25 protein-coding genes and 1 pseudogene are annotated in these 22,792 nt (G+C 72.8%); 13 read left to right on the top strand and 13 right to left on the bottom strand.

From position 1 onward, the window contains the following. A pseudogene (locus ALMP_RS02005) lies at nucleotides 1-825 on the top strand (hypothetical protein); the annotation flags it as partial. A 19-nt stretch (nucleotides 826-844) separates the two neighbouring features. Here ALMP_RS02005 and ALMP_RS02000 read toward each other — a convergent pair. Beyond that, nucleotides 845-1,819: an alpha/beta hydrolase gene (locus ALMP_RS02000; protein ID WP_264924211.1), complete on the bottom strand. Its 975-nt coding sequence runs from the start codon at nucleotides 1,817-1,819 to the stop codon at nucleotides 845-847. Nucleotides 1,820-2,060: 241 nt separating this feature from the next. Between ALMP_RS02000 and ALMP_RS01995 the strand changes: the two genes are divergently transcribed. After that, nucleotides 2,061-3,035 carry a TerC family protein gene (locus ALMP_RS01995; RefSeq protein ID WP_264924209.1) on the top strand — a complete coding sequence of 325 codons (975 nt, stop codon included), beginning with the start codon at nucleotides 2,061-2,063 and terminating at the stop codon, nucleotides 3,033-3,035. Here ALMP_RS01995 and ALMP_RS01990 read toward each other — a convergent pair. Both ALMP_RS01990 and ALMP_RS01985 read right to left on the bottom strand, forming a co-directional pair. Next, nucleotides 3,025-3,969 (bottom strand): FkbM family methyltransferase, encoded by a 945-nt coding sequence (locus tag ALMP_RS01990; RefSeq protein WP_264924208.1) that lies wholly within the window; start codon nucleotides 3,967-3,969, stop codon nucleotides 3,025-3,027. The genes ALMP_RS01995 and ALMP_RS01990 overlap by 11 nt on opposite strands. Before the next feature lie 264 nt (nucleotides 3,970-4,233). Beyond that, nucleotides 4,234-4,797, bottom strand: coding sequence for an NADPH-dependent FMN reductase (locus ALMP_RS01985; protein ID WP_264924206.1), 564 nt, complete (start codon nucleotides 4,795-4,797; stop codon nucleotides 4,234-4,236). A gap of 117 nt (nucleotides 4,798-4,914) precedes the next feature. Here ALMP_RS01985 and ALMP_RS01980 point away from each other — a divergent pair, with 117 nt between their 5' ends. From ALMP_RS01980 to ALMP_RS01965, 3 genes are all read left to right on the top strand, one after another. After that, the gene (locus ALMP_RS01980; RefSeq protein ID WP_264924205.1) at nucleotides 4,915-5,580 is read left to right on the top strand and encodes a TetR/AcrR family transcriptional regulator; all 666 of its coding nucleotides are present in this window, start codon (nucleotides 4,915-4,917) and stop codon (nucleotides 5,578-5,580) included. Nucleotides 5,581-5,678: 98 nt separating this feature from the next. After that, nucleotides 5,679-6,728, top strand: a complete 1,050-nt coding sequence (locus tag ALMP_RS01975; RefSeq protein ID WP_264924204.1) for a LacI family DNA-binding transcriptional regulator — start codon at nucleotides 5,679-5,681, stop codon at nucleotides 6,726-6,728. Between the two features lie 164 nt (nucleotides 6,729-6,892). Continuing rightward, nucleotides 6,893-8,332 (top strand): aldehyde dehydrogenase family protein, encoded by a 1,440-nt coding sequence (locus ALMP_RS01965; protein WP_264924214.1) that lies wholly within the window; start codon nucleotides 6,893-6,895, stop codon nucleotides 8,330-8,332. 19 nt (nucleotides 8,333-8,351) lie between these two features. On the opposite strand, the gene trxA is transcribed toward ALMP_RS01965, so the two are convergent. Next, nucleotides 8,352-8,744 (bottom strand): thioredoxin, encoded by a 393-nt coding sequence (trxA, locus tag ALMP_RS01960; RefSeq protein ID WP_264924202.1) that lies wholly within the window; start codon nucleotides 8,742-8,744, stop codon nucleotides 8,352-8,354. Nucleotides 8,745-8,886: 142 nt separating this feature from the next. Here trxA and ALMP_RS01955 point away from each other — a divergent pair, with 142 nt between their 5' ends. Further along, nucleotides 8,887-10,305 (top strand): NAD(P)/FAD-dependent oxidoreductase, encoded by a 1,419-nt coding sequence (locus ALMP_RS01955; protein ID WP_264924201.1) that lies wholly within the window; start codon nucleotides 8,887-8,889, stop codon nucleotides 10,303-10,305. 6 nt (nucleotides 10,306-10,311) lie between these two features. Here ALMP_RS01955 and ALMP_RS01950 read toward each other — a convergent pair whose 3' ends face one another. Then, nucleotides 10,312-10,956 carry a peptide deformylase gene (locus ALMP_RS01950; protein ID WP_264924200.1) on the bottom strand — a complete coding sequence of 215 codons (645 nt, stop codon included), beginning with the start codon at nucleotides 10,954-10,956 and terminating at the stop codon, nucleotides 10,312-10,314. A 145-nt stretch (nucleotides 10,957-11,101) separates the two neighbouring features. On the opposite strand from ALMP_RS01950, the gene ALMP_RS01945 reads away from it, so the two are divergent. Continuing rightward, nucleotides 11,102-12,538 carry a PepSY domain-containing protein gene (locus tag ALMP_RS01945; protein WP_264924199.1) on the top strand — a complete coding sequence of 479 codons (1,437 nt, stop codon included), beginning with the start codon at nucleotides 11,102-11,104 and terminating at the stop codon, nucleotides 12,536-12,538. 84 nt (nucleotides 12,539-12,622) lie between these two features. Here the strand turns inward: ALMP_RS01945 and ALMP_RS01940 are convergent, their stop codons facing one another. The 5 genes from ALMP_RS01940 to ALMP_RS01920 form a co-directional block, all read right to left on the bottom strand. Further along, nucleotides 12,623-12,970 (bottom strand): M48 family metallopeptidase, encoded by a 348-nt coding sequence (locus ALMP_RS01940; RefSeq protein ID WP_264924213.1) that lies wholly within the window; start codon nucleotides 12,968-12,970, stop codon nucleotides 12,623-12,625. 80 nt (nucleotides 12,971-13,050) lie between these two features. Next, nucleotides 13,051-13,488 (bottom strand): MarR family transcriptional regulator, encoded by a 438-nt coding sequence (locus ALMP_RS01935; RefSeq protein ID WP_264924198.1) that lies wholly within the window; start codon nucleotides 13,486-13,488, stop codon nucleotides 13,051-13,053. After that, the gene (locus tag ALMP_RS01930) at nucleotides 13,485-13,988 is read right to left on the bottom strand and encodes a MarR family winged helix-turn-helix transcriptional regulator (protein ID WP_264924197.1); all 504 of its coding nucleotides are present in this window, start codon (nucleotides 13,986-13,988) and stop codon (nucleotides 13,485-13,487) included. Before ALMP_RS01930 ends, ALMP_RS01935 begins: the two co-directional genes overlap by 4 nt. Before the next feature lie 79 nt (nucleotides 13,989-14,067). After that, complete coding sequence (locus ALMP_RS01925) at nucleotides 14,068-14,556, bottom strand: hypothetical protein (RefSeq protein WP_264924196.1); 489 nt, start codon at nucleotides 14,554-14,556, stop codon at nucleotides 14,068-14,070. A gap of 1 nt (nucleotide 14,557) precedes the next feature. Continuing rightward, nucleotides 14,558-15,037, bottom strand: a complete 480-nt coding sequence (locus tag ALMP_RS01920; RefSeq protein WP_264924195.1) for an ATP-binding protein — start codon at nucleotides 15,035-15,037, stop codon at nucleotides 14,558-14,560. A gap of 136 nt (nucleotides 15,038-15,173) precedes the next feature. On the opposite strand from ALMP_RS01920, the gene ALMP_RS01915 reads away from it, so the two are divergent. Further along, nucleotides 15,174-15,416: a DUF397 domain-containing protein gene (locus ALMP_RS01915; RefSeq protein ID WP_375803412.1), complete on the top strand. Its 243-nt coding sequence runs from the start codon at nucleotides 15,174-15,176 to the stop codon at nucleotides 15,414-15,416. A gap of 86 nt (nucleotides 15,417-15,502) precedes the next feature. Beyond that, nucleotides 15,503-16,417, top strand: a complete 915-nt coding sequence (locus ALMP_RS01910) for a helix-turn-helix transcriptional regulator (RefSeq protein WP_264924193.1) — start codon at nucleotides 15,503-15,505, stop codon at nucleotides 16,415-16,417. Between the two features lie 55 nt (nucleotides 16,418-16,472). Here the strand turns inward: ALMP_RS01910 and ALMP_RS01905 are convergent, their stop codons facing one another. Beyond that, nucleotides 16,473-17,291 carry an SAM-dependent methyltransferase gene (locus tag ALMP_RS01905; protein ID WP_264924191.1) on the bottom strand — a complete coding sequence of 273 codons (819 nt, stop codon included), beginning with the start codon at nucleotides 17,289-17,291 and terminating at the stop codon, nucleotides 16,473-16,475. A gap of 219 nt (nucleotides 17,292-17,510) precedes the next feature. Here ALMP_RS01905 and ALMP_RS01900 point away from each other — a divergent pair, with 219 nt between their 5' ends. From ALMP_RS01900 to ALMP_RS01890, 3 genes are all read left to right on the top strand, one after another. Beyond that, nucleotides 17,511-18,206 (top strand): transcriptional regulator, encoded by a 696-nt coding sequence (locus ALMP_RS01900; RefSeq protein WP_264924190.1) that lies wholly within the window; start codon nucleotides 17,511-17,513, stop codon nucleotides 18,204-18,206. Further along, a complete protein-coding gene (locus tag ALMP_RS01895) occupies nucleotides 18,203-19,180 on the top strand; it encodes a pyridoxal-phosphate dependent enzyme (protein WP_264924189.1) in 978 nt (325 codons plus the stop codon). The genes ALMP_RS01900 and ALMP_RS01895 overlap by 4 nt, the downstream gene beginning before the upstream one ends. A 143-nt stretch (nucleotides 19,181-19,323) precedes the next feature. Beyond that, on the top strand, nucleotides 19,324-19,689 hold the full coding sequence (locus ALMP_RS01890; protein WP_264924188.1) for a cupin domain-containing protein: 366 nt from the start codon (nucleotides 19,324-19,326) through the stop codon (nucleotides 19,687-19,689). A gap of 49 nt (nucleotides 19,690-19,738) precedes the next feature. On the opposite strand, the gene ALMP_RS01885 is transcribed toward ALMP_RS01890, so the two are convergent. Together ALMP_RS01885 and ALMP_RS01880 are read right to left on the bottom strand one after the other, a co-directional pair. After that, nucleotides 19,739-21,097 (bottom strand): VWA domain-containing protein, encoded by a 1,359-nt coding sequence (locus ALMP_RS01885; RefSeq protein ID WP_264924187.1) that lies wholly within the window; start codon nucleotides 21,095-21,097, stop codon nucleotides 19,739-19,741. Next, nucleotides 21,094-21,951: a MoxR family ATPase gene (locus tag ALMP_RS01880; protein WP_264924186.1), complete on the bottom strand. Its 858-nt coding sequence runs from the start codon at nucleotides 21,949-21,951 to the stop codon at nucleotides 21,094-21,096. Before ALMP_RS01880 ends, ALMP_RS01885 begins: the two co-directional genes overlap by 4 nt. 168 nt (nucleotides 21,952-22,119) lie before the next feature. On the opposite strand from ALMP_RS01880, the gene ALMP_RS01875 reads away from it, so the two are divergent. Then, nucleotides 22,120-22,692 (top strand): hypothetical protein, encoded by a 573-nt coding sequence (locus ALMP_RS01875; RefSeq protein ID WP_264924184.1) that lies wholly within the window; start codon nucleotides 22,120-22,122, stop codon nucleotides 22,690-22,692. Nucleotides 22,693-22,792 lie beyond the last annotated feature (100 nt).

The following is a 22,792-nucleotide window of genomic DNA, read 5'->3' as shown; positions in this document are numbered from 1 at the left end:
GCCCCCGAACCCGCCCCCGCGCCCGTCGCCGCGCCCCTCGCGCCGCCCGCCGCACCCGCGCCGACCCCGCCGAGCCTGGTGAAGCCGCCGCTCGGCAGGATCAGCCTCGACAAGGGCAGCCAGGTGTCCATCAGCATGGACAAGGGTGACCGAGACCTGAAGGTCACCGTGGCCCTGGAGTGGGACGGCGGCAGCGAACGGCGCCGCAGGCAGGGCGCCGACCTCGACCTGTACGCCCTGTACGTGCCCGCCACCAAGGCGCTGCGCGGCAAGGACGCGCCCGGCACCCTCGTCAAGTCCGGCCACGTCGTCCAGGGCGAGCCGGTGCGCGGAGTCGGCGAGGCGGCCCCGGCCGCCCCGTCCACGGTGGCGAAGACCGGCAAGAAGGCCGACGCGGGCAAGAAGGCCGACGTCGTCTACTACAAGCGCCTCGGCTCGCTCACCGCCCGTCCCTACATCCGTCTCGACGGCGACTCCCGCGTCCCGGGCCGTGAGGCGGTGCAGATCGTCCGCCCCGACGAGCAGGGCTACGTCCTGCTGTGCGCCTACTCGGCGGTCAGCAACGGATTCGGCTCCTTCCGCAGCTTCGGCGCGAAGGTCGTCGTCGACGACGGCCGAGGCTCCGTCGTCACCGTCCCGCTGTACGAGAACACCAAGACCCGGTACTGGGTGGCGATCGCGCTCGTCGACTTCACCTCCGCCGACGGAGCGGCCGTCCGGCACGTCGAGGCCTACAGCGCCCGCATGACCGAGCGCCGCCCGGTGCTCCACGCGGACGGGACGATCGAGATGAACGCGGGCCCGGTCGAGTTCAAACGCCGCTGACCGGGCCGGCCCGCGCCCCTCACTCCGCCAGGAGCCTGCGCAGCCAGTCCACCTGGGCCGCTCGCGCCGAGCGGGACAGGGCGGCCTGGGGGGCGAAGCCGTCGAAGCCGTGGAAGCCGCCGGGCCAGACATGGAGCTCGGCGATGCCGCCGGCCTGCCAGATCCGGGAGGCGTAGGCGACGACCTCGTCCCGGAAGGTCTCGGCGGAGCCGACGTCGAGGAAGGCGGGCGGCAGACCGGACAGGTCCTCGGCGCGGGCGGGGGCCGCGTACGCCGGGACGTCGGGGCCGCCGCGCCGCTCGCCCAGCAGGGCCGTCCAGCCGGTCTCGTTGGCCGTACGGTCCCAGACGCCGAGGCCCGCCATCTGGTGCGAGGACGGCGTGTCGTTGCGGTCGTCCAGCATCGGGCACATCAGCAGCTGGCCGATCGGACGCGGCCCCCCGCGGTCGCGCAGCAGCAGCGCGAGCGCCGCGGTGAGCCCGCCGCCGGCGCTGGCCCCGGCGATGACGACGCGGTCGGGGTCCGCGCCCAGCTCCTTGGCGTGCTCCGCGGTCCACAGCAGGCCGGCGTACACGTCCTCGACCGGCGCCGGGTGCGGGTGCTCGGGGGCGAGCCGGTACTCCACCGACACCACGACCATGTCGAGCTCCCGCGCCCACTCCAGGGCCACGTCCACGCCGACCCGGTTGTTGCCGAGGACCATGCCGCCGCCGTGCACGTGGTAGACGAGCGGTCGCGGGCGGTCGGGCACGGGCGAGGTGGGCCGGCAGATCAGCAGCGATACGCCGGGCGCGCCCTCGGGGCCCGGGACCGTCCGGTCCTCCACCTCGAAGGCGCCGCCCAGGGTGAGGTCGAGATCCGCGAGCAGCGCGATGCCCGGTCCCTGGCGGACGATGTCGATGTCCTCCGGGGTCATGGCGGGAGAGATCACGTCCTTGATCATCTCCAGGGCGGCGGCGAGTTCGGGGTCGAAGGGCGGCGGCACCAGGGTCATGGTCTCTCCTCACGCGGGGAACGCGGCGGCTCGTGCGCCCATGGTCGGCCCACCCCGCGCCCGCCGGACCACCGCCGTCCGGCGGAACCTGCCCGCCATCCGGCGGGTGACACGCCGGCCGACCAGGAAGCTTGCCATTTCATGACCCTTTGTTCACCGCCTCGCGGTGGTGCGGGTCCCGGACGTCGACAACGCTGTCGAGACCCCACAGGCTTCACACAGGCACCAGGAGTACCAACCCGTGAACGTTTCCGTCTCCGTCTGGCTGGTGACCGTCGCCGCCCTGTGCGCGCTGGTCGCCGTCGACTTCTTCGTCGGCCGCAGACCTCACGACGTGTCGGTCAAGGAGGCCGGCACCTGGACCGTCGTCTGGATCCTCCTGGCCTGCGCGTTCGGAGTGGGCCTGTACGTCTTCGGCGGCGGGGGCCCGACGGGTGAGTTCTTCGCCGGTTACATCACCGAGAAGTCGCTGAGCGTGGACAACCTCTTCGTCTTCGTCCTCATCATGGGGAAGTTCGCGGTGCCCTCCCAGTACCAGCAGCGGGTGCTGATGGTGGGCGTCCTGATGGCCCTGGTGCTGCGCGCGGTGTTCATCGCGCTCGGCGCGGCGATCATCTCGACGTTCTCCTGGGTGTTCTACCTCTTCGGCGCGTTCCTGATCTGGACCGCCTGGAAGCTGATCCAGGACGCCCGCAAGGACGGCCACGACGAGGAGTACCAGGAGAACAAGCTGCTCAAGGCCGTCGAGCGCCGGTTCGGCGTGGCCGACCGCTACCACGGCACCAAGCTGTGGATCGAGCAGAACGGCAAGCGGGTCATGACCCCGATGCTGGTGGTGATGCTGGCGATCGGCTCCACGGACGTCCTGTTCGCCCTCGACTCCATCCCCGCGATCTACGGTCTGACCGAGGACCCGTACATCGTGTTCACCGCCAACGCGTTCGCGCTGATGGGTCTGCGGCAGCTGTACTTCCTCATCGGCGGCCTGCTGAAGAAGCTGGTCCACCTCAGCTACGGCCTGTCGATCATCCTCGGCTTCATCGGCGTCAAACTGCTGTTGCACGCCCTGCACGAGTCCGGGGTCCACGTCCCCGAGATCAGCATCCCCTTCTCGCTCTCCTTCATCGTGCTCGTCCTCGCCGTGACGACCGTCACCAGCCTGCGGGCCGCCAAGCGCCAGGAGGAGGCCGCCGCCACGGACGGCTCTACGGTGTAGGCGCCGCGTCCGCCCGCATCATCACGCAGTCGAACTCCACCACCCGCCCCGTCGCCGCCTCGCGCGTCACCGGGTACATCCCGGTGATGCCGAAGCCGGCCCCCTCGTACGCGGCGATCGACTCGGCCATCGACGGGCTGCCCTCGTACAGGCGCAGCACGGCCACCTCCGACTGAAGACCGAGGAAGTCCGCGATCCGCTCCCCGGCGCCCGCGAACACCTCCAGGTCGTAGCCCTGGGTGTCCATCTTGAGGAAGGGGCGCGGTTCAGGCAGGCCCGCCAGCGCCTCGTCGATGACGCCGTCCAGCCGGCGCACCGGGATCTCCTGGGTGTCGGAGGTGGCGAACCGTCCGTAGCGGCCCTTGCCGTAGTCGCTGGGCGCGAGCAGCGAGTTCATGGTCTTCCAGCCGGTGTGCAGTGCGGCGGCGGTGTCCGCGCGGCCCAGGGCGAAGGGGTGCACCCGCCAGTCGGGGTCGTCGGCGGCGGCCCGCTCCAGCCGGGCGAAGGCCTCCGGGGCGGGCTCGAAGGAGACGATCCGGCCGGTGTAGCCGAGCCGGCGCAGCCGCCGGGCGTACTGGCCGGTGTTGGCCCCGACGTCGAAGACGCAGTTCACGGCGTACCGCTCCAGCATCGCGGCCACGTGGTGGGTGCACAGGTACTCGGCGGCCGCCAGTTGCAGTCCGCGCTCGTCCCGCCGCGCCGCCGCGTCCAGCAGGAGGACGCCGCCGCTGTCGCCGAGCCGGACGGCGCTGCCCTCGCCCTGCGGCGGCGCGCCGTTCTTCGTGCGGCGCACGATCCAGGTGCTCCGGTCCGCGGCGGTGACCGAGAGGCGGGCGGCGGACCGGGAGACCATCGCCGCTCCCGGGGCGAGGTCGGTCACCCGGACGCCGAGGCGGGGCAGCAGCCGGAGCAGTCGTCGGTAAAGGGTCTGCATCCCGCCACCCCTATCAGACGGGAGGGACCGCGGTCGCCCCCTCGGCCCACATTCGCCACACCGGTCTCCTCGGAGAGCCGGGAGCCGCGAGACCGGGAGCCAGGCGCCGGGAACCGGGGGCCGGGAGGAGGCCCGGGAGTCAGGAGGCCGGGTGCCGGGGACCGGGGGCGCCGGGAACCGGGAGTCAGGGAGCCGGCGGCGACCCGTCCACGACGAAGGGGTCCGGATGCTCCGGACCCCTTCGTGCGGCTACGGCCTTCCGGCTCAGGCGGCCGCGGTCTCGCCCGCGTGGCCGTGCAGCCGGGCCACGACCTCGGTCAGCTGGGCGGCGACCTCGGCGTCGTCCACCGGGTGGGTCTCGGCGAAACGGGTCAGGGAGCCCGGGATGGAGAGCTTGAGGTCCTCGATCACCTTGCCGCCGGCGATGCCCACGGCCTTGCGGGCCTCGTCCTGCGCCCACACGCCGCCGTACTGGCCGAAGGCGGTGCCCACCACGGCGACCGGCTTGCCGCCGAAGGCGCCGGCGCCGTACGGGCGGGACAGCCAGTCGATGGCGTTCTTCAGCACGGCCGGGATGGTGCCGTTGTACTCCGGCGAGAAGAGCAGGAAGGCGTCGGCGGCCTGGGCGGCCTCGCGCAGCTTGACGGCGGCGGCCGGGACGCTGCCCTCGACGTCGATGTCCTCGTTGTAGAACGGGATGTCGGCCAGGCCCTCGAAGAGCTCCACCTCGGTGCCCTCGGGCGCGACCTTGATGGCGGCCTCCGCGAGCTGGCGGTTGGTCGAGCCGGCGCGGAGGCTGCCGACGAGCGCGAGGATACGAACAGACATGGATACTCCCAGAGGCTGAAACAGTGCCGTAACGATACGGACCGGGGTCCGTTTATGTTTGTATCACCCTAACCGGACCGTGGTCCAGTTTCATTCCCGGTGCTTTACGCTGTTTTCATGTCCGCCGCGCTGCCGCCCTTCCCGAAGTCTCAGGAAAACGCCGGTGAGCCCGAGCTGCTCCAGCTCGGGTCGTCCGCCGAGGACGAGCCCTGCCTGCGTGCCGACGCGGCCCGCAACCGGGCCCGGCTGTTGTGCGCCGCCGCCCAGCTGGTCGCCGAGCACGGCGCGGCAGCGGTGACGATGGAGGCGGTGGCCGCCGCGGCGAACGTCGGCAAGGGCACCGTCTTCCGCCGGTTCGGCGACCGTACCGGACTGCTCATGGCCCTGCTCGACCACTCGGAGCGCACATTCCAGGCGGCCTTCCTCAGCGGCCCGCCGCCGCTCGGGCCCGGCGCGCCGCCCACCGAGCGGCTGCGGGCCTTCGGTGTCGCGATGCTGCGGCGCTCGACGGACGAACTGGATCTGCAACTGGCCGCCGAGGCCGACGCCGACCGCCGCTTCGCCGCACCGGCCCGCCGCGTGCTCCACGGCCATCTGGTGCTGCTGCTGCGCCAGGCGGTGCCGGACGCGGACGGCGAACTGCTCGCCCACACGCTGATGGGCTACCTCAACCCGGTCCTCGTCCACCATCTGACGCGGCAGTGCGGCCTGCCGCTGGAGCGGCTGGAAGCCGGCTGGATCGACCTGGTGGACCGGGTGACGGGCGAGCGCCGCGACCGGTGACGCCCCGCGCGAAGACGCCCGTCGCGGCCAACTTCGTTAAACAACTGACGAATTGAGCGTCACCCCCGCCCGGAAAACCGGTCCCCGCTTCTGCCAAGATGCGGTACGTCATGGTGCAGATACCGAACAAGCCCGCGCCGACAGCGTCGTCGGTGCCGCGCCCCGTGCCCACGAGCGCCGACGTGGCCCGCCTGGCCGGCGTCTCGCGCGCGACCGTCTCCTACGTCCTGAACAACACCAGCGCCGTACGGATCAGCGAGCCCACCCGCCGACGGGTCCACCAGGCCGCCAAGGACCTCGGGTACGTGCCGCACGCGGCCGCCCGCAGCCTGCGCGCCGGACACAGCCGGATGGTGCTGATGCCCGCCCCGCCCGTCCCGGCGGGCCCCCTCTACAGCCAGTTCGTGCACGACTTCCAGGGCGCCCTCAGCCGCCTCGACTACACCGTCGTCCAGTACGGCGCCAGCGGCCTGCGCGGGGACGACGCCGCGCGCGCCTGGGCCGAACTGCGGCCGGTCGCCGTCCTGGTGCCGGGCCCCGGGCTCGGCCCGCAGGGCGTGGCCGTGCTCAAGCGGTCCGGGGCCCGCGCCGTCGTGACCCTCAGCTCCGAGCCCGTCGAGGGCGCCCACGCCCTGCTCCTGGACCACGCGGGGGCCGGCCGCAGCGCCGCGCGGCACCTGTACGCACGCGGCCGCCGCCGCGTCGGCGTCGTCGTGCCCGAGGAGCGCGGCATGGACATGTTCTCCGTGCCCCGGCTCGCCGGCGTCCGCGCCGCCCTGCACGGCACCGACGCCACCGTCACGGAACTGTCCCTCGCCTACACCGAGGACTCGGCGGCCGACCTCGCGGCCCGCTGGCCCGCCCTCGGCCTCGACGCGGTCTTCGCCTACAACGACGAGTACGCCATGCTGCTGATGCGCGCCCTCCAGGACGCCGGCGTGCGCGTCCCCGAGGACACGGCCGTCATCGGTGCGGACGACCTCATGCTGGGCCGGCTGCTGCGCCCCCGGCTGAGCACCGTCCGGATCGCGCTGCCCTCCGGCCGCGATCTCGCCGAGCTGGTGGACCGGGCGGTCCGCAACCCGGGCGCGGCACCCGAGTCGCACGAACTGCTCGGCGCCACCGTGGTGCACCGCGACTCCACCTGAACCCTCCGCACGCGCGTACGACATGACTAGGATGTTGCGCGCTCAACCAGATAGGGATGCGTTCCGGATCGCCGCATCCCGCAACGCGGCCGCCGAACCGGCGGCGAACCGCACGGGACCTCCACTCCCCGAGTGAGTCCCGCGTGACTGATCGGAGAGCCGTCATGCCGTTGCTCGACCCCACGACCTGGCAGTCCCGCGGTGCCCTGACGGGCCCCCGGTACACCGTCACCGAGCCCGCCACCGGCGACACCCTCGCCACGGTCGTCCTGGCCGCCGCCGAGGACGTCGCCCCGGCCACCGAGGCGGCCCGCGCCGCCCAGGCCGAGTGGGCCCGCATGCCCCACTTCGTGCGCGCCGGCGTGCTGCGCAAGGCCGGCGACCTGTTCGCCGCGCACGCCGACGAACTGCGCGACTGGCTGGTGCGCGAGTCGGGCTCCATCGTCGGCAAGGCCGACTTCGAACTGCACGTCGCCGCCCAGGAGTGCTACGAGGCCGCCGCCCTCGCCTCCCGCCCGGCCGGGCAGGTGCTGCCCAGCGAGGCGCCCCGGCTGTCCTACACCCGGCGGGTCCCGGTCGGTGTCGTCGGGGTGATCTCGCCGTTCAACGCGCCGCTGATCCTGTCCATCCGCTCCGTGGCGCCCGCGCTGGCGCTCGGCAACGCGGTGGTGCTCAAGCCGGACCCGCGCACCGCGGTGTGCGGCGGACTGTCGCTGGCCGCGGTCTTCGCCGAGGCCGGCCTTCCCGAGGGCCTGCTGCACGTGCTGCCCGGCGGCGCCGACACCGGCGCGGCGCTGGTCGCCGACCCGCGCGTCCCGGTCATCTCCTTCACCGGCTCCACCGCCGCCGGCCGGTCGGTCGGCGAGGCCGCCGGACGCCACCTCAAGCGCGCCCACCTCGAGCTCGGCGGCAACTCCGCCCTGGTCGTGCTGGAGGACGCCGACCTCGACGCGGTGATCTCCACCGCGGCCTGGGGCTCCTTCTTCCACCAGGGCCAGATCTGCATGACCACCGGCCGCCACCTCGTGCACGCCTCCCTCTACGAGGAGTACGTCGAGCGGCTGGCCGCGAAGGCGGAGTCGCTGGCCGTCGGCGACCCGCACCGGGCCCAGGTCCACCTCGGCCCGCTCATCGACGACGGCCAGCTCGGCAAGGTGCACGGCCTGGTGGAGGCCAGCACGGCGGCCGGCGCGAAACTCGTGGCGGGCGGCAGGCACGAACGCCTCTTCTACCGCCCGACCGTCCTCGCCGGCGTCGACGACCACACCCCCGCCTACGCGGAGGAGGTCTTCGGCCCGGTGGCCCCCGTACGCTCCTTCACCACCCCGGACGAGGCCGCCGCCCTGGCCGCCGCCGGCTCCTACGGCCTCTCCCTGGGCATCGTCACCCGTGACGCCGCCCGCGGCCTCGACCTCGCCGAGCGCATCCCGACCGGCATCGTGCACATCAACGACCAGACGGTGAACGACGAGGCCGTCGCCCCCTTCGGCGGCATCGCCGCCTCCGGCACCGGCGCCCGGTTCGGCGGCGAGGCCAACCTGGAGGCCTTCACCGAGCTGCGCTGGACGACGGTGCGCGCCGACGTGGCGCCGTACCCCTTCTAGGAACTGCTCCCTGTAGGAGCTACTCGCCCTGGGAACCCTGGCCCTGGGCGGTCTGCTGCTCCTCGACCGCCTTGCGGACCTCGTCCATGTCCAGCTTGCGGGCCTGCCCGATGACGTCCGCCAGGGCGGCCTCGGGCAGGGCGCCCGGCTGCGCGAACACGGCGACCCGGTCCCGGACGATCATCAGGGTCGGGATGGACTGGATACCGAAGGCGGCGGCCAGCTCCGGCTGCGCCTCGGTGTCCACCTTCCCGAACACCAGGTCCGGGTTGTCCTCGGCGGCCTTCTCGTAGACCGGGGCGAACTGACGGCACGGCCCGCACCAGGACGCCCAGAAGTCGATCAGGACGAAGTCGTTGTCGGTGACCGTCTGGTCGAAGTTCTCCTTGGTGAGCTCCACGGTGCTGCTCATGGCCTGATTCCCTCTTCCCGGTGCTTCCTGCCAGGGGCTCCTGACATGGGGTGAAGCCGTCCGCACAACACGTGCGGCCGGTCGCGTATTCCGCGCCCCTACCCGTGTGGCCTCCCCGCACACCACCCACCAGACTGACCCCATGACGGAAACGGAAACCATCGCGTACGACGTCGTGGTGCTCGGGGCCGGGCCCGTGGGGGAGAACGTCGCCGACCGCACCCGCGCGGCCGGCCTCACCACCGCGGTCGTGGAGAGCGAGCTGGTCGGCGGCGAGTGCTCGTACTGGGCCTGCATGCCCAGCAAGGCCCTGCTGCGCCCGGTCATCGCCCGCGCCGACGCCCGCCGCCTGCCCGGCCTGCGCCAGGCGGTGCAGGGGCCCCTGGACGCGTCCGCGGTCCTCGCCCACCGCAACCACTACACCTCGGACTGGAAGGACGACGGCCAGGTCGGCTGGCTGGACGGCATAGGCGCCGACCTGTACCGAGGTCAGGGGCGGCTGACCGGGCCCCGCACGGTGACGGTGGGGGACAAGGTCCTCACCGCCCGGCACGCCGTCGCCGTGTGCACCGGCAGCCGCGCCGTCCTGCCCGATCTGCCGGGCCTCGACGAGGTCCGGCCGTGGACCAGCCGGGAGGCGACGAGCGCGCAGTCCGTCCCGGACCGCCTCGTCGTGGTCGGCGGCGGCGTCGTCGCCACCGAGATGGCCACCGCCTGGCAGGCGCTCGGCGCGCGGGTCACGGTCCTGGTGCGCGGCAAGGGGCTGCTGAACCGGATGGAGCCCTTCGCCGGCGAACTGGTCGCCGAGGCGCTGACCGAGGCCGGCGCCGACGTGCGTACGGGCACCTCCGTCGCGTCGGTGTCGCGCCACGACGGCACGGTCGTGGTCCGCACCGACACCGGCGACCGCGTCGAGGCCGACGAGATCCTCTTCGCCACCGGCCGCGCCCCGCGCACCGACGACATCGGCCTCGACACCGTCGGCCTGGAACCGGGCTCCTGGCTCACCGTCGACGACAGCCTGCGCGTCGTCGGCAGCGACTGGCTGTACGCGGTCGGCGACGTCAACCACCGCGCCCTCCTCACCCACCAGGGCAAGTACCAGGCCCGGATCGCGGGCGCCGCCATCGCCGCCCGCGCCTCCGGGACGGCGGACCTGGACTCTGGCCCGTGGGGCGCGCACGCCGCCACCGCCGACCACCACGCCGTCCCCCAGGTCGTCTTCACCGACCCGGAGGCCGCCTCCGTGGGCCTCTCCCTCGCGGAGGCGGAACAGGCCGGACACCGCGTCCGCGCCGTCGACGTCGAGCTGTCCTCGGTGGCCGGGGCGGGCCTGTACGCCGACGGCTACAAGGGACGCGCCCGCATGGTCGTCGACCTGGAGGACGAGATCCTGCGCGGTGTCACCTTCGTCGGCCCCGGCGTGGGTGAGCTGATCCACTCCGCGACGATCGCCGTGGCCGGCCGGGTGCCGATCGCCCGCCTCTGGCACGCGGTCCCGTCCTACCCGACGATCAGCGAGGTGTGGCTGCGGCTGCTGGAGGCGCTCCGGGACACCTGAGATCCCTCACGGCAACTCGAAACCGAGGGCCTCGGCCGCCTGGACCGGCGTCGGCTGCGCCCAGCGCTCCACCACCGTCTGCTGGGCGGAGAGCGACCGCAGCTCGGCCCGGTCCAGGTAGAGCACGCCGTCGAGATGGTCCGTCTCGTGCTGCACGATGCGGGCGGGCCACCCCCCGAACACCTCGTCCAGGGGACGGCCGTGCTCGTCCTCGCCCCTGAGCCGCACCTCGGCGTGCCGGGCCACCACCGCCTGCCAGCCCGGCACGCTCAGACAGCCCTCGAAGAACGCGGCCCGGCCGGCGCCCACGGGCTCGTAGGAGGGGTTCACCAGGACCCGGAACGGCTGCGGCACCCGGCCCCGGGCCAGACGCACCTCCTCGGGCACCGGTGCCGGGTCCTCGATCACCGCGATCCGCAGCTCCACCCCGACCTGCGGGGCGGCCAGGCCCACGCCCGGCGCCGCCCGCATGGTGACGCGCAGGGCCTCGACGAAACGGGCCAGCAGCGCGGGGTCGAGCTGCCCGTCGTAGCGCTCGGTACCGGCGCGCAGCACCGGGTCGCCGGCCGCCACGATCGGCAACGGGCCGCCGGGGGCGAGGAGTTCCTCGATCCGTTCGGCAAGAGGGGCGCGGGGAGCGGGAGATGCCATCGGGCCAGCATGCCACGCCGAACGCCGTTGTGACGCAGGTCACTTGAAAGGGCGGGAACTCGGCGGGATTCCGCCCCGACTACTGGACCGTCACGGCTGAAACGTCCCCGCGAAAACCCACCGAACCCTCCGGAGAAGCCCGCCGATGTCCACCGCTCCCTCGACCTCCCCCGCTTCCGGCTCCGATCCAGCGGGGGAACCCTCATCGGACGAGGCCCCGCAACCCGCGGCGCCCGCACCGTCGTCCCGCGGGCCCTGGGCCCCGCTGCGTCCCCTGGTGCTGCGTCTGCACTTCTACGCCGGCGTGCTCGTCGCCCCCTTCCTGCTCGTCGCCGCCGTCACCGGCTTCCTGTACGCGGGCGCGTTCCAGGCCGAGAGGATCGTCTACGCGCACGAGACGACCGTGCCGGCCGGTGACACCAAGCTGCCCGTCTCGCGGCAGGTGGCCGCGGCCCGCGAGGCGCATCCCGAGGGCACCGTCACGGCCGTGCGGCCCTCCCCGGCGGACGACGCCACCACCCGGGTGCTGCTGTCCGGGGTGAAGGGCGTCGATCCCACCCACTCCCTCGCCGTGTTCGTCGACCCGTACACCGGCGAGGTGCGCGGCGCGCTGGAGCAGTACGGCTCGACCGGCGCGCTGCCGCTGCGCACCTGGATCGACGAGTTCCACCGCGATCTGCACCTCGGCGAGAACGGCCGGCTCTACAGCGAACTCGCCGCGAGCTGGCTGTGGGTGATCGCGGGCGGCGGCGTCGTCCTGTGGTTCTCCCGCCGGCGCGCCCTGCGCAAGGTCCGCGGCACCAGCGGACGGCGCCGCACACTCGGCCTGCACGGCACGGTCGGCGTGTGGGCCGCGGCCGGCTTCTTCTTCCTGTCCGCCACCGGCCTGACCTGGTCGCAGTACGCCGGGGCGAACATCGACGAGTTGCGCACCTCGCTCGGCGGGGCCACCCCGTCGCTCTCGGTGGCGGCGGGTGGCGGCGGCGAGCACGCCGGCCACGACGCCGCCTCCGGCACCGGCGGCAACGGTGAGCACGGCGTCGGCCTTGACAAGGTCCTGTCCGCCGCGCGTGCCGAGGGCCTGGGCGACCCGGTGGAGATCGTGCCGCCCGCGGACGCGGAGTCGGCGTACGTCGTCAAGCAGGTGCAGCGCAGCTGGCCCACCAAGCAGGACTCCGTCGCGATCGACCCGGCCACCGGCGAGGTCACCGACGTGCTGCGGTTCGCGGACCACCCGGTGCTCGCCAAGCTCACCCGCTGGGGCATCGACCTGCACACCGGCGTCCTGTTCGGCCTGGCCAACCAGATCCTGCTGATGGCGCTCGCGCTGTCGCTGGTCCTGCTGATCCTGTGGGGCTACCGCATGTGGTGGCAGCGCGGCCGGGGCTCCGCCTTCGGCCGGCCGGTCCCGCGCGGCGCCTGGGCCCAGGTCCCGCCGTACGTCCTCGTGCCGTTGCTGGCGGTGATCGCGGTCCTCGGCTACTTCGTTCCACTGCTGGGCATCCCGCTCGCCGCGTTCCTCGTCGTGGACGTCGTCCTCGGCGAGATCGCGCACCGGCGGGGCAGGCGGGCCGCCGCCTGACGAGCGGCCTGACGAGCGGTACGACGACGGGCGGCGGCCCGGCGGTGATCGTCACCGCCGGGCCGCCTTTGCGCCGTGTGCCGTTCAGGCCTCCGGGAAGTCGCCCGCGAGCGCCGAGGCGAGGCGCAGGTGCGGTCCCGCCTCCTCGTGCCGGCCCTGCCGCTCCAGGGTGCGGCCCAGCATCAGCCGGGCGTAGTGCTCCACCGGGTCGCGCTCGACGATGATCCGCAACTCGGCCTCGGCGCGGCGCAGTTGGGCCGAGTGGTAGTAGGAACGGGCCAGCAGCAGCCGCGGTCCGGTCTGCTCCGGCACCTCCTCGACCAGCCCGACCAGGACGCGCGCCGCGGCGGCGTAGTCCTTCGCGTCGAAGAACTGCCGTGCGCGCTCCCAGCGTTCGGCCGGCGTTCCGTGGGCGTAGTAGTCGTGGGTGATGTTCACTCGGGCCTCCTTCGCCGCCGTCAACCGGCCGTGGTCGTTGAATATTCCACTGTCCGGGTGGAGGCCCGCTGGGCCTACAGGGCGGCCAGTTCGGTGCCAGCCCGCTCGGTGACCAGCGCGAGGACCCGTCCGGCGGTCGCCAGGTCCTCCGCCGGGATGCCGGCGTAGATCCGGGCCGAGATCGGGGCGGTCTCGGCGGCGACCGTGGTGTGCAGCGCGGTTCCGGCCTCCGTGACGCGCAGCCGCCCGCCGTCGGCCGCCAGGAGCCCCTTGTCCAGCAGTGCGTCGACGACGGCGCCGATCTCGGCCGGGTCGGCCTTGAGGGAGTCGGTGACCTCCCTGAGGAGTGCGTCCCGGTGCACGGGGCCGTCGGCGACGACGGCCGCCCGTAGCGTCACCGACTCCTGGAACGTGGCGCCGTGCCGGTCGAGGACGCGCTCCACGACGGCGCGGCCGGCGTAGTGCGCGAGGCCGATGACCCGGCCGTTGACGGAAGTTGCGGTGGTGGTCATGAGAGTCCCTCGTTCTGGTCGGTGTGCTGCGGGGTGTGCTGATCGCCGGGGTCGAGCGGTACGTCGAGCAGGGCCCTGAGTTCGCTGGTGAACGTGTGCGTCCGGGCGCTGTCCAGGCCGCCGAGCGGCTCCAGGAGCTGCTCCAGCAGCCCGTGCACCACCTGGACGGCCCGGCGGGTGACGTCCTCGCCCCGCTCGGTGAGCGCCAGTTGCACGGCCCGCGGGTCGCGGGGGTTGCGCGTCCGCTCCACGAGGCCGGCGGCCTCCAGGGCGCGCGCCAGCTTGGACACGTACAGCGGCTCCAGGCCGGTGTGGTCGGCGAGGCGGCGCTGACTGGGGTGTTCACCGGCGCGTCGCATGCCGTGCAGCGAGGCCACCAGGGAGTACTGCGCGTGGGTGAGGCCGAGCGGTGCCACCGCGCGGTCGACCGCCACACGCCACTTCGTCGACAGACGCCACACCAGGAAACCGGGCGTGGCCCGTTCGAATCCCTTGCTCATGGGCAATACGTTACATGGATACTATGTCCATGGCTACTATTTGGCCCCGCTGATGCGGCCGACTCCCGGGGGAGCGGGATCAGTCGGTGAGGGCGGCGGCGAGTTCCTTGCTGGCCCGGACGATCTCCGTGTCGGGTTCATCGAGCAGGCGGCGCAGGACGCCGCGCTGGGCGCGGACGGCGCGTCGGGCGGCGCGTTCCCAGGCGACATGGTTGTCGGGGTGGCGCAGCAGCTTGGGGTAGGCGGCGGCCGTGGTCTCCCACTGCCGGGCGTCGGCGATGCTCTTCAGCAGGCGCAGGATCTCGACACGGCAGGTGACTTGGGGCAGCCGGACCAGTTCCCAGAGGAACGGCACCGTGGCCGCCGTCGCCTGGTCCACGACGAAGCCGTACTGGCAGATGCGCCGGCGCAGCTGGTCGAGCGCGGAGCCCGCGGTGTCCGCGTCGCCCCGGGCGACGGTGGTGAGCAGGGAGGGGATGGCCGCGGCCGATCCGGTCGAGTCCTTGAAGGCGGGCCAGGGCACATGTCCCAGGTCCTTCAGCGGCGCGGGTCTCTGGGGGGCGGGCATGTCAGACCGGGGGGCGGGTCGGCAGCATGGCCCAGACGGTCTTGCCGACGGGGGAGCGGCGGGTCCAGCCCCAGTGCTCGGAGAGGGCCTCGATGATGCGCAGCCCGCGTCCGTGTTCCTGGAAGGGGTCCGCGGTGTGCGGGTAGACGGGCAGTTCGTCGCTCGGGTCGGTGACGGCGCACACCAGGTGGGAGCGGCGCAGGCTGAGCCTGAGCCGTACGTCCGCGTCCTCTTCCGGAAGATCCGGAAGATCCGGAAGGTCCAGGTCCGGCAGGCCGTGCAGGACGGCGTTGGCGGCGAGTTCGGTGACGACGGTGAGCGCGTCGTCGGTGCAGTGCTCCAGGGACCAGCTGTCGAGCGTGCGGTGGGTGAAGTCCCGCGCCTGGGCGAAGTCTTCCCGGCTGCCCGTGAGATGCAGTGTGGCGGTTCTGGACGAGTCGCGGACGGACTCGTGGCTCCGGAACTGCGCAGGTGATGACACGGCATCTCCCTGAGGCGAGGTCAGATCGGTTCGGGCGAAATGCTGTTGACGACGTGGTTATTATCCACGCTGCCGATGTCCTCGTGCAATTTCACGGGAAATTGCGCGCAAGAGCGAGGAGAGAGCAGTGTCGTCGATGCGCAACGGAGTACGGGCGAGCGAGCTGGACGCCCGCTGGATCAAGAGCAGTCACAGCGGCCCTGAGGGCGACTGCGTCGAGATGGCCGTGCTGGACGGGGGCGGAGTGGCGATGCGCAACTCCCGTGACCCCGAGGGCCCCGCTCTGGTCTACACGCCGGCCGAGGTGGCCGCGTTCCTCGCCGGGGCGAAGGACGGGGAGTTCGACCACCTGCTGCGGCAGGCCGGACGGCACAGGTGAGGGGGATCCACTTTTCCGCCTAGCGGGCCGGAGGGCTCCGGATGCGATAATGCGGTCTATCGTCTGCCGGCCCACGGGGAGTCAGGATGTCTGCCGAGTCAGCTCGTGTCTCCCGTCTCGAACCGTATCTGACCCGGCCCGAACCCGCCCCGACCCTGCTGAAGATGCTGGTCGGAGTGCAGCTGGCGGGAATCCGGGAGGACGCCGGGCTGTCCCAGCTCGAGGCCGCGCGTGCCGTCGGCTTCAGCCCGGCGAAGCTGTCGCGCATCGAGGCGGGCAAGGGGCGCCGTCCGCCCACCGAGGCGGATGTGCGCCGCCTGCTCGACCTGTACCGGACCGACGCTTACCAGGCGTCGGTCCTGGTGCAGTTGCTGCGCCGGGCGGGCGAGCCGGGCTGGTGGCAGCGGTACGACAAACGCCTCATGCCCGAGTGGTTCGACCGTCTGGTCGGACTCCAGGAGGCGGCCACGGCGATCCGTACCTTCCAGATCCAGTACGTGCCGGGGCTGTTGCAGACACCCGCCTACACGCGTGCGGTCGTGCGGCGCGGGATGCCGACGGCGCCGGACCGCGAGGTGGAGCGCCGGGTGGAGCTGCGGACCCGGCGCACCGAGCTGCTCCACCGGCCGGACGCCCCGCGGGTGTGGGCCGTCCTCGACGAGTCGGTGCTGCTGCGTGTCCTGGGCAGCCCCGAGGTGATGCGGGAGCAGCTCGCGCATCTCGTGGAGATGGCCGGGCTGCCCCATGTGACCGTCCAGATCGTGCCGTTGGACGTGACGCACGCCTGCGCGCCGTCCATTCCGGTGACCTATCTGCGCTTCGGCGGTGCCGACCTGCCCGATGTCGTCTACCTGGAGCACATCGGAAGCGCCACCTTCCTGGAGGACCGGGACGAGACGGAGGAGTACCGGGCCACGCTGGACCGGCTGGCCGACGACGCGCTCCAGCCGCGCGAGTCGGTGGCGCTGCTCAGGAAGGCCCTGGAGCAGCGCTACCCGTGACTTCCGGCACGGTCGCGCCGCCCGGGAAGGCCCGGAGCGGCGCCGCCCGTGTCGTCTAGCGCAGTCGGCCCACGCCGCCGAACTCGATCCACTCCTGAGTGAGTTGGCGCGGCGCCACCTCGTTGTCGGGTCGCCAGGTGGAGACCTCCACCAGGCCGGGGTCGAGGATGTCCATGCCCTCGAACCACTCGGCGACGTCCTTCTCCTCGCGCACCCGGCCCCAGTGCCCCTGGGTGACCTGGTCCATGAAGTTCGTGACGAAGTCCCGCACCTTGGGATCGTCGCTCACCAGCTGGCACATCACCAGGAAGCTTCCCGGCGCGAGCCGTTCGGCCACACGCCGGACGACCGCCGGCGGGCCGTCGGTCCCGCTGTCGGGGATGCAGTGGAAGACCGAGTTGAACAGCACGGCCACCGGCTGTGAGAAGTCGATCAGGCGCTCGGTGTCGGGGTGGGTGAAGATCGCCTCGGTCTCGCGCATGTCGGCGTGGATGACGGTGGTGCGCTCGTCCTGCTCCAACAGGGCCCGGCCGTGGACGAGGACCATCGGGTCGTTGTCGACGTAGACGACGTGCGCGCTCGGGTCGACGCGCTGGGCGATCTGGTGGACGTTGTCCTGGGTGGGCAGACCCGAGCCGTGGTCGAGGAACTGCCGGATGCCGTGCTCCTGCGTCAGGGTCCGTACGACCCGTTGCAGGAAGCGCCGGTTGTTCAGGGCGAGCGCACGGGTGCTGGGGACGACCTTGTCGAGTTCCTCGCACGCCGCGCGGTCCGCCGCGTAGTTGTCCTTGCCGCCCAGGTAGTGGTCGTACATGCGCGCGGCCGTGGGGACCGTGGCGTCGATCTTCGTGGACAGCTGCTTGCCAGGCTGCATCCTTTTTCCCCCAGCTCCGGGCCGTGCCGCGGACCGGCGCGGTCGACAACACATCCTAGGGAAGCGGCAATTGGCGGTGCCACCCCTTGATCGGCGGTTCCCCTGAAGGCGGGACACGGGGACCCGACGGCGTCGGTGTTGGACTGTGTGTCCAAGCATTGGACGTGTAGTCTAATGGCGGGGTCCGGATGAGGAGCCGGCCGGGACAAGGGAGGGCGAATGGCGGTCGAGGGATCACGGGAAGCGGAGCGGGACGCGATCCTGCGGGCGCTGCGCCCCGTCGTGGACGGCATCGCGGCGACCTTCGGGCCGGTCTGCGAGGTCGTGCTGCACGACTACCGCAGTCCGGAGAGGTCGGTGGTCGCGGTCGCCGGGTCGGTGACCGGGCGGACCGTGGGCGGCGCGATGAGCGAGATCGGCCTGCGGGTCCTCGCCCGCGGCGACGACGCGGCCGACGAGCTGAACTACGTCACCCGCACCGGCACCGGACGGCTGCTGAAGTCGTCGACGATGGTGCTGCGCGACTCGGGCGGCGCGGTGTTCGGCGCCCTGTGCGTCAACGTCGACGTCACCGAGGTCGACCGCGTCCACAGCCTGCTCGGCGCGCTCGCCGGGACCGCCGCACCGTCCGCGGACCCGCCGGTGACCACCTTCGGCGACGACATCGACTCCGTCGTCGACGCCCTCCTCGACACCCACCTGGAGCGCACGACCTGGCAGGCGCTCGACCGCGCCCGGCGCCTGGCCCTCTTCCGCAATCTGGACGAACGCGGCGTCTTCGCCGTGCGCCGCGCGATCGAGCAGGTCGCCGCCCGCCTCGGCATCTCCCGGGCCTCCGCCTACAGCTACCTGTCCCAGGCGCGGGCGTCCCACCCCGCCGGCCGGACCGACACCAGCGAGGGAGCACATTCATGACCACCCCACCGCCGCCGATCACCCCGGACGACGTCCGTGACGCCGCCGCCCGCCTCCGGGGCGTCGCCCACCGCACGCCCGTGCTGCGCTCCCGCACCCTCGACGCCCTCGTCGGCGCCGAGATCCTGCTGAAGTGCGAGAACTTCCAGCGGGTGGGTGCCTTCAAGTTCCGCGGCGCCTACAACGCGGCCTCCCGGCTCACCCCGGCGCAGCTCGCCCGGGGCATCGCCGCCTACTCCTCCGGCAACCACGCCCAGGCCGTCGCCCTGGCCGCCCGCGAGGTCGGCACCACCGCGGTGATCGTCATGCCCGAGGACGCCCCGCCCTCCAAGCGGGAGGCCACCGAGGCCTACGGCGCCGAGATCGTGACGTACGACCGCTACGCCGGCGACCGGGTGGCCATCGCCGAGGCCCTCGCCGCCGAGCGGGGCCTCACCCTGATCCCGCCCTACGAGCACCCGCACGTCATGGCCGGACAGGGCACCGCCGCACTCGAACTCCTCGAAGAGACAGGGGAGCTGGACGCGCTGGTGACACCGGTCGGCGGCGGCGGGCTGATCGCCGGCAGCGCGACGGTCGCGAAGGCACTGTACGAGGGCATCCGGGTCGTCGGGATCGAGCCGGAGGCCGGGGACGACACCAAGCGGTCGCTGGAGACCGGGCGGCGCGTGAGCATCCCGGTGCCCCGCACCATCGCCGACGGACAGGCCCTGCACACACCCGGCGAACTGACCTTCTCGGTGAACCGGCGGCTCGTCGACGCGATCGCCCTGGTCACCGACGACGAGATCCGCGCGGCCATGCGGTTCGCCTTCGAACGGCTGAAGATCGTGGTGGAACCGAGCGGCGCCACCCCGCTGGCCGCGCTGCTCGCCGGCCGCCTCGGCCCCCTGCCACGCCGTGTCGGAGTGATCGTCTCCGGGGGGAACATCGACGCGGAGCGGTTCGCGCGGCTCTGCGGTGGCGGCGCCTGAGCGGTGCCGATCGCCCGAATGGCGGCGCCCGGGTGGCGGGCGGACGATGGAGGTGTGGGGCTCGGCCCTCACCGGTGACGTCCAGAGCCGCCGGGGGAGACGGGCCCCGGCCGTGGTGAGCGCGGCCGGAAGGGAGGAGCGTCATGCTGGAAGTGAAGACGCTCGACAAGCCGGACGAGCGGCGCGATTTCCCGCGCGGTCACCTCGAAGCCGTCCACATGACGGGGCTGGACTTCGCCGTGGCGACCTTCGAGCCCGGCTGGCGCTGGTCCGAGTCCGTGGCACCGATCGCGGGGACGGACAGCTGCCAGGTCCACCACAACGGGTACATCGTCCAGGGCCGCCTGCACATCCGTATGGACGAGGGCGGCGAGAGCGAGGTCGGCCCCGGTGACGTGTTCGTGTGCCCGCCCGGTCACGACGCCTGGGTGGTGGGCGACGAACAGGTCGTGGCGTACGACTTCGCGGGCCAGATGGCCAAGGAGTACGCGAAGGCCTCGGGCGACTAGACCCTGTCGTTTGGATCATCCCGGCGTCGCGGGGCTTGGACGCTTCGCGTCACACCGGCAGCAACCTGCTGACCAGCGCGCCGAGTTGATGAGCGGTGCGGCATTCGTGCATCGCCACCAGCTCGGCGTACAGCGGTGCGACGGAGTCCCCCGTGCCCCACTGCGGACGCGGCTCCGGGTTCAGCCAGTGCACCCGGCGGGCCCGTTCGGCGATCTGCCTCAGGGCCGGCAGGTTGGGGTCGCTCATGTTCGTCCGGGCGTCGCCGAGCACGAACACCGTCGTGCGCGGGCCCACCGCGCCCTCGTAGCGCTGTGCGAACTCGCCCAGGGCGACGCCGTAGTCGCTGCTGCCGTGCCAGCCGGTCAGGGTGGCCTCGGCGCGGATGCGGGCGCCGAGTCCCTCCGGGTCGGCGGCGCCGTGCTCCAGCAGGCCGGTCACCTCGTCGATCCGGTTGACGAAGGCGAAGACCCGCACCTTGCCGAACTGGTCGTGCAGCGCCTGCACCAGCAGCATGGTGAAGTCGGAGAAGCCGGACACCGAGCCCGACACGTCGCACAGCAGCACCAGTTCGGGGCGGGCCGGGCGCCGTCGGCGCAGCACGGGCCGCATCGGCACCCCGCCCGTCGACAGCGAACCGCGCAGGGTGCGGCGCAGATCGATCGAGCCCCGCGCGGCCCGGCGCCGCCGTGCCGCCATCCGGGTCGCCAGCTTGCGCGCCAACGGCCCCACCGTGCGCCGCAGTTCGGCCAGCCGGTCCTTGCCCGCGTACAGGAAGTCGACCCGGTCGGCGGTCGGCGCCACCGCCCGCCGGGCGATCTCGTCCCGGCCGCGACGCTCCGCCACCCGGCGCCGCGCCTCCGCCGCCACCAGCGCCCGGAACACCTCGATGCGCCGCCGGATCTCGTCCTCCAGCAACCGGTCCGTGAACCCGGCGGCCCCGCCTCGCGCCCGCACGTCGTCCCGCACCCGCGCCAGCAGCGTCTGCGGCCGCAGCCGGTCCAGGGTCTGGTACGACGACCAGCCGTCCGACCCCGGTGAACTCCCGTATCCGCCCAGGCCGTCGACCGCCTCGACGGCCAGCCGCCCCAGCAGCGCCTCGTCGTGGTCGGCGAGCGCGGCGGCCAGCCGGTCGCGCAGGTCCTCCCGGTCCCCGGGCCCGTTCCCGGGCGCGCCGACGCTCCTCGGGAAGTACAGGTCGAAGACGGTGTCGAACAGCCGCCGCTGGTCCGTGGAGCGCAGCAGGGTCGCGGCCAGTCCCTCCCGCAGCAGCACCCGGTCCGCGAACCCCAGTGCCGCGGCGGCCCCGGCCGCGTCCACCGTCTCACCGGTGCCGATCCGCACCCCGTGCGCGCGCAGCGCGGCGACGAACCCCGTCAGCCGCGCCGCCGCATCGGCCGGGCCGGTCATACGGCGTCCAGGTCCAGCTTCGCGGCGGCCTTCAGGACGTCGTCCTGGTGCTTGAGGATCACGCCCAGCGTGTCACGCACCAGGGTCTCGTCGAGCGTGTCGGCGCCCAGGGCGAGCAGGGTCCGCGCCCAGTCGATGGTCTCGGCCACGGAGGGCACCTTGCGCAGGTCCATCGCGCGCAGCGCGCCCACCACCCGCACCACGGACGCGGCCAGCGCCGCGTCGATGCCGGGCACCTTCAGCCGGACGATCCGCCGCTCCAGCTCCTCGTCGGGGAAGCCGAGGTGCAGGAACAGACAGCGGCGGCGCAGCGCCTCCGACAGCTCACGGCTGGCGTTGGAGGTGAGCACCACGAACGGGCGTCGGCTCGCGGTGATCGTGCCCAGCTCCGGCACGGTCACCTGGAAGTCGCTGAGCACCTCCAGGAGCAGCCCCTCCACCTCGACGTCGGCCTTGTCGGTCTCGTCGATCAGCAGCACCGTCGGCTCGTCGCCGCGGATCGCGGTCAACAGGGGGCGGGGGAGGAGGAACTCCTCGCTGAAGATGTCCGTGCGGGTCTCGTCCCATGTCTCGTCGCGGCTCGCGCTGATGCGCAGCAGCTGCTTGGCGTGGTTCCACTCGTACAGCGCCCGGGACTCGTCGACGCCCTCGTAGCACTGCAGGCGCACCAGCCGGGCGTCCGCCACCTGGGCGACCGCCTTGGCGAGTTCGGTCTTGCCGACGCCCGCCGGGCCCTCCACGAGGAGCGGCTTGCCGAGCCGGTCGGCGAGGAAGACGGTCGTGGCGACGGCGGGGGAGGCCAGGTAGCCGGTCTCGGCGAGACGGGCGGAGACATCGTCGACGGACGTGAACAACGGGGCCTCCGGTGGTCGGCGTCGGGCACGGGGGATCGGGGAGCTGTCCGAGCACCCGGAGATATCTAAGCGCTTGTTCAGTGACTTGTCATCAGGAACAGGGACCAGTGCTGTCAGTGCCTTGTCATCAGGACCGGTGCTGTCAGTGCCCCCCGGTACGGTGCGATCATGGGCGTTTATCTGGTGAGCATCGACGGGCGGGAATGGTTCGGCGAGGAGGAGGGCGGCCACGGGGACGTGGCCGCGGCGCTGAACGACGAGCTGAGAGCGCGGGGCCTGCCGCCGTACGACACCGTGTCCGGACCGGACCGCGGCTGGTTCGAGGAGAAGGTCAGCCCGTCCATGACGGGGTTCGACGCACTGTGCCGGGCCCGCCTGAGCGACGCCGAGCGCGAGACCCTCCAGGACTGGACCGTCCTGGTGCCGCTCTCCCTGGAGAAGCCGATCCCGCTGCCCATCGGCTCCTGGTTCGCGGACGAGACCGTCATCGCCGGAGCCCCGCAGGTCCTCGCCCTCGCCGAGCGGCTGGCCGGCTTCCTCGGCCTGCCCCTGGACGCGATACCGGCGACGGGCGCCAACCTGGAACTGACCGCGTGGTTCATGGACGGCAGCGCGGGCGGGCTCGCCGCCACCCGGCCCGGCCCGTGGAGCGACGACCTGGACACGGCCTTCTACGTGGCGCTGTACCTGCGCGCCGCCCAGTACTCGCTGCGCTACGGCTGCCCGCTCACCTACTCCTGAAGGCGGCGCCTCCGCGGAAAGTGACGCCGTACGCGCCGTCCGCCCGGGGTGCGGGCGCCCGCGACGGGTACCCGTGCGCCGAGCGGCGGTGACGGACCGC

This window comes from Streptomyces sp. A012304, assembly GCF_026008495.1.
Taxonomy (GTDB): Bacteria; Actinomycetota; Actinomycetes; order Streptomycetales; family Streptomycetaceae; genus Streptomyces.
Note: the sequence above shows the minus strand (reverse complement) of the source record. Positions and strands in the feature narration are given on the sequence as shown.

Bases quoted from the DNA above. Each gene is read 5' to 3' on its own strand.
- ALMP_RS02000 (WP_264924211.1), bottom strand. From the start codon at position 1,819: ATGACCCTGGTGCCGCCGCCCTTCGACCCCGAACTCGCCGCCGCCCTG.
- ALMP_RS01990 (WP_264924208.1), bottom strand. From the start codon at position 3,969: ATGCAGACCCTTTACCGACGACTGCTCCGGCTGCTGCCCCGCCTCGGC.
- ALMP_RS01985 (WP_264924206.1), bottom strand. From the start codon at position 4,797: ATGTCTGTTCGTATCCTCGCGCTCGTCGGCAGCCTCCGCGCCGGCTCG.
- ALMP_RS01980 (WP_264924205.1), top strand. From the start codon at position 4,915: ATGTCCGCCGCGCTGCCGCCCTTCCCGAAGTCTCAGGAAAACGCCGGT.
- ALMP_RS01975 (WP_264924204.1), top strand. From the start codon at position 5,679: ATGCGGTACGTCATGGTGCAGATACCGAACAAGCCCGCGCCGACAGCG.
- ALMP_RS01965 (WP_264924214.1), top strand. From the start codon at position 6,893: ATGCCGTTGCTCGACCCCACGACCTGGCAGTCCCGCGGTGCCCTGACG.
- trxA (WP_264924202.1), bottom strand. From the start codon at position 8,744: ATGAGCAGCACCGTGGAGCTCACCAAGGAGAACTTCGACCAGACGGTC.
- ALMP_RS01955 (WP_264924201.1), top strand. From the start codon at position 8,887: ATGACGGAAACGGAAACCATCGCGTACGACGTCGTGGTGCTCGGGGCC.
- ALMP_RS01950 (WP_264924200.1), bottom strand. From the start codon at position 10,956: ATGGCATCTCCCGCTCCCCGCGCCCCTCTTGCCGAACGGATCGAGGAA.
- ALMP_RS01945 (WP_264924199.1), top strand. From the start codon at position 11,102: ATGTCCACCGCTCCCTCGACCTCCCCCGCTTCCGGCTCCGATCCAGCG.
- ALMP_RS01935 (WP_264924198.1), bottom strand. From the start codon at position 13,488: ATGACCACCACCGCAACTTCCGTCAACGGCCGGGTCATCGGCCTCGCG.
- ALMP_RS01930 (WP_264924197.1), bottom strand. From the start codon at position 13,988: ATGAGCAAGGGATTCGAACGGGCCACGCCCGGTTTCCTGGTGTGGCGT.
- ALMP_RS01925 (WP_264924196.1), bottom strand. From the start codon at position 14,556: ATGCCCGCCCCCCAGAGACCCGCGCCGCTGAAGGACCTGGGACATGTG.
- ALMP_RS01915 (WP_375803412.1), top strand. From the start codon at position 15,174: ATGCGCAACGGAGTACGGGCGAGCGAGCTGGACGCCCGCTGGATCAAG.
- ALMP_RS01910 (WP_264924193.1), top strand. From the start codon at position 15,503: ATGTCTGCCGAGTCAGCTCGTGTCTCCCGTCTCGAACCGTATCTGACC.
- ALMP_RS01905 (WP_264924191.1), bottom strand. From the start codon at position 17,291: ATGCAGCCTGGCAAGCAGCTGTCCACGAAGATCGACGCCACGGTCCCC.
- ALMP_RS01900 (WP_264924190.1), top strand. From the start codon at position 17,511: ATGGCGGTCGAGGGATCACGGGAAGCGGAGCGGGACGCGATCCTGCGG.
- ALMP_RS01895 (WP_264924189.1), top strand. From the start codon at position 18,203: ATGACCACCCCACCGCCGCCGATCACCCCGGACGACGTCCGTGACGCC.
- ALMP_RS01890 (WP_264924188.1), top strand. From the start codon at position 19,324: ATGCTGGAAGTGAAGACGCTCGACAAGCCGGACGAGCGGCGCGATTTC.
- ALMP_RS01885 (WP_264924187.1), bottom strand. From the start codon at position 21,097: ATGACCGGCCCGGCCGATGCGGCGGCGCGGCTGACGGGGTTCGTCGCC.
- ALMP_RS01875 (WP_264924184.1), top strand. From the start codon at position 22,120: ATGGGCGTTTATCTGGTGAGCATCGACGGGCGGGAATGGTTCGGCGAG.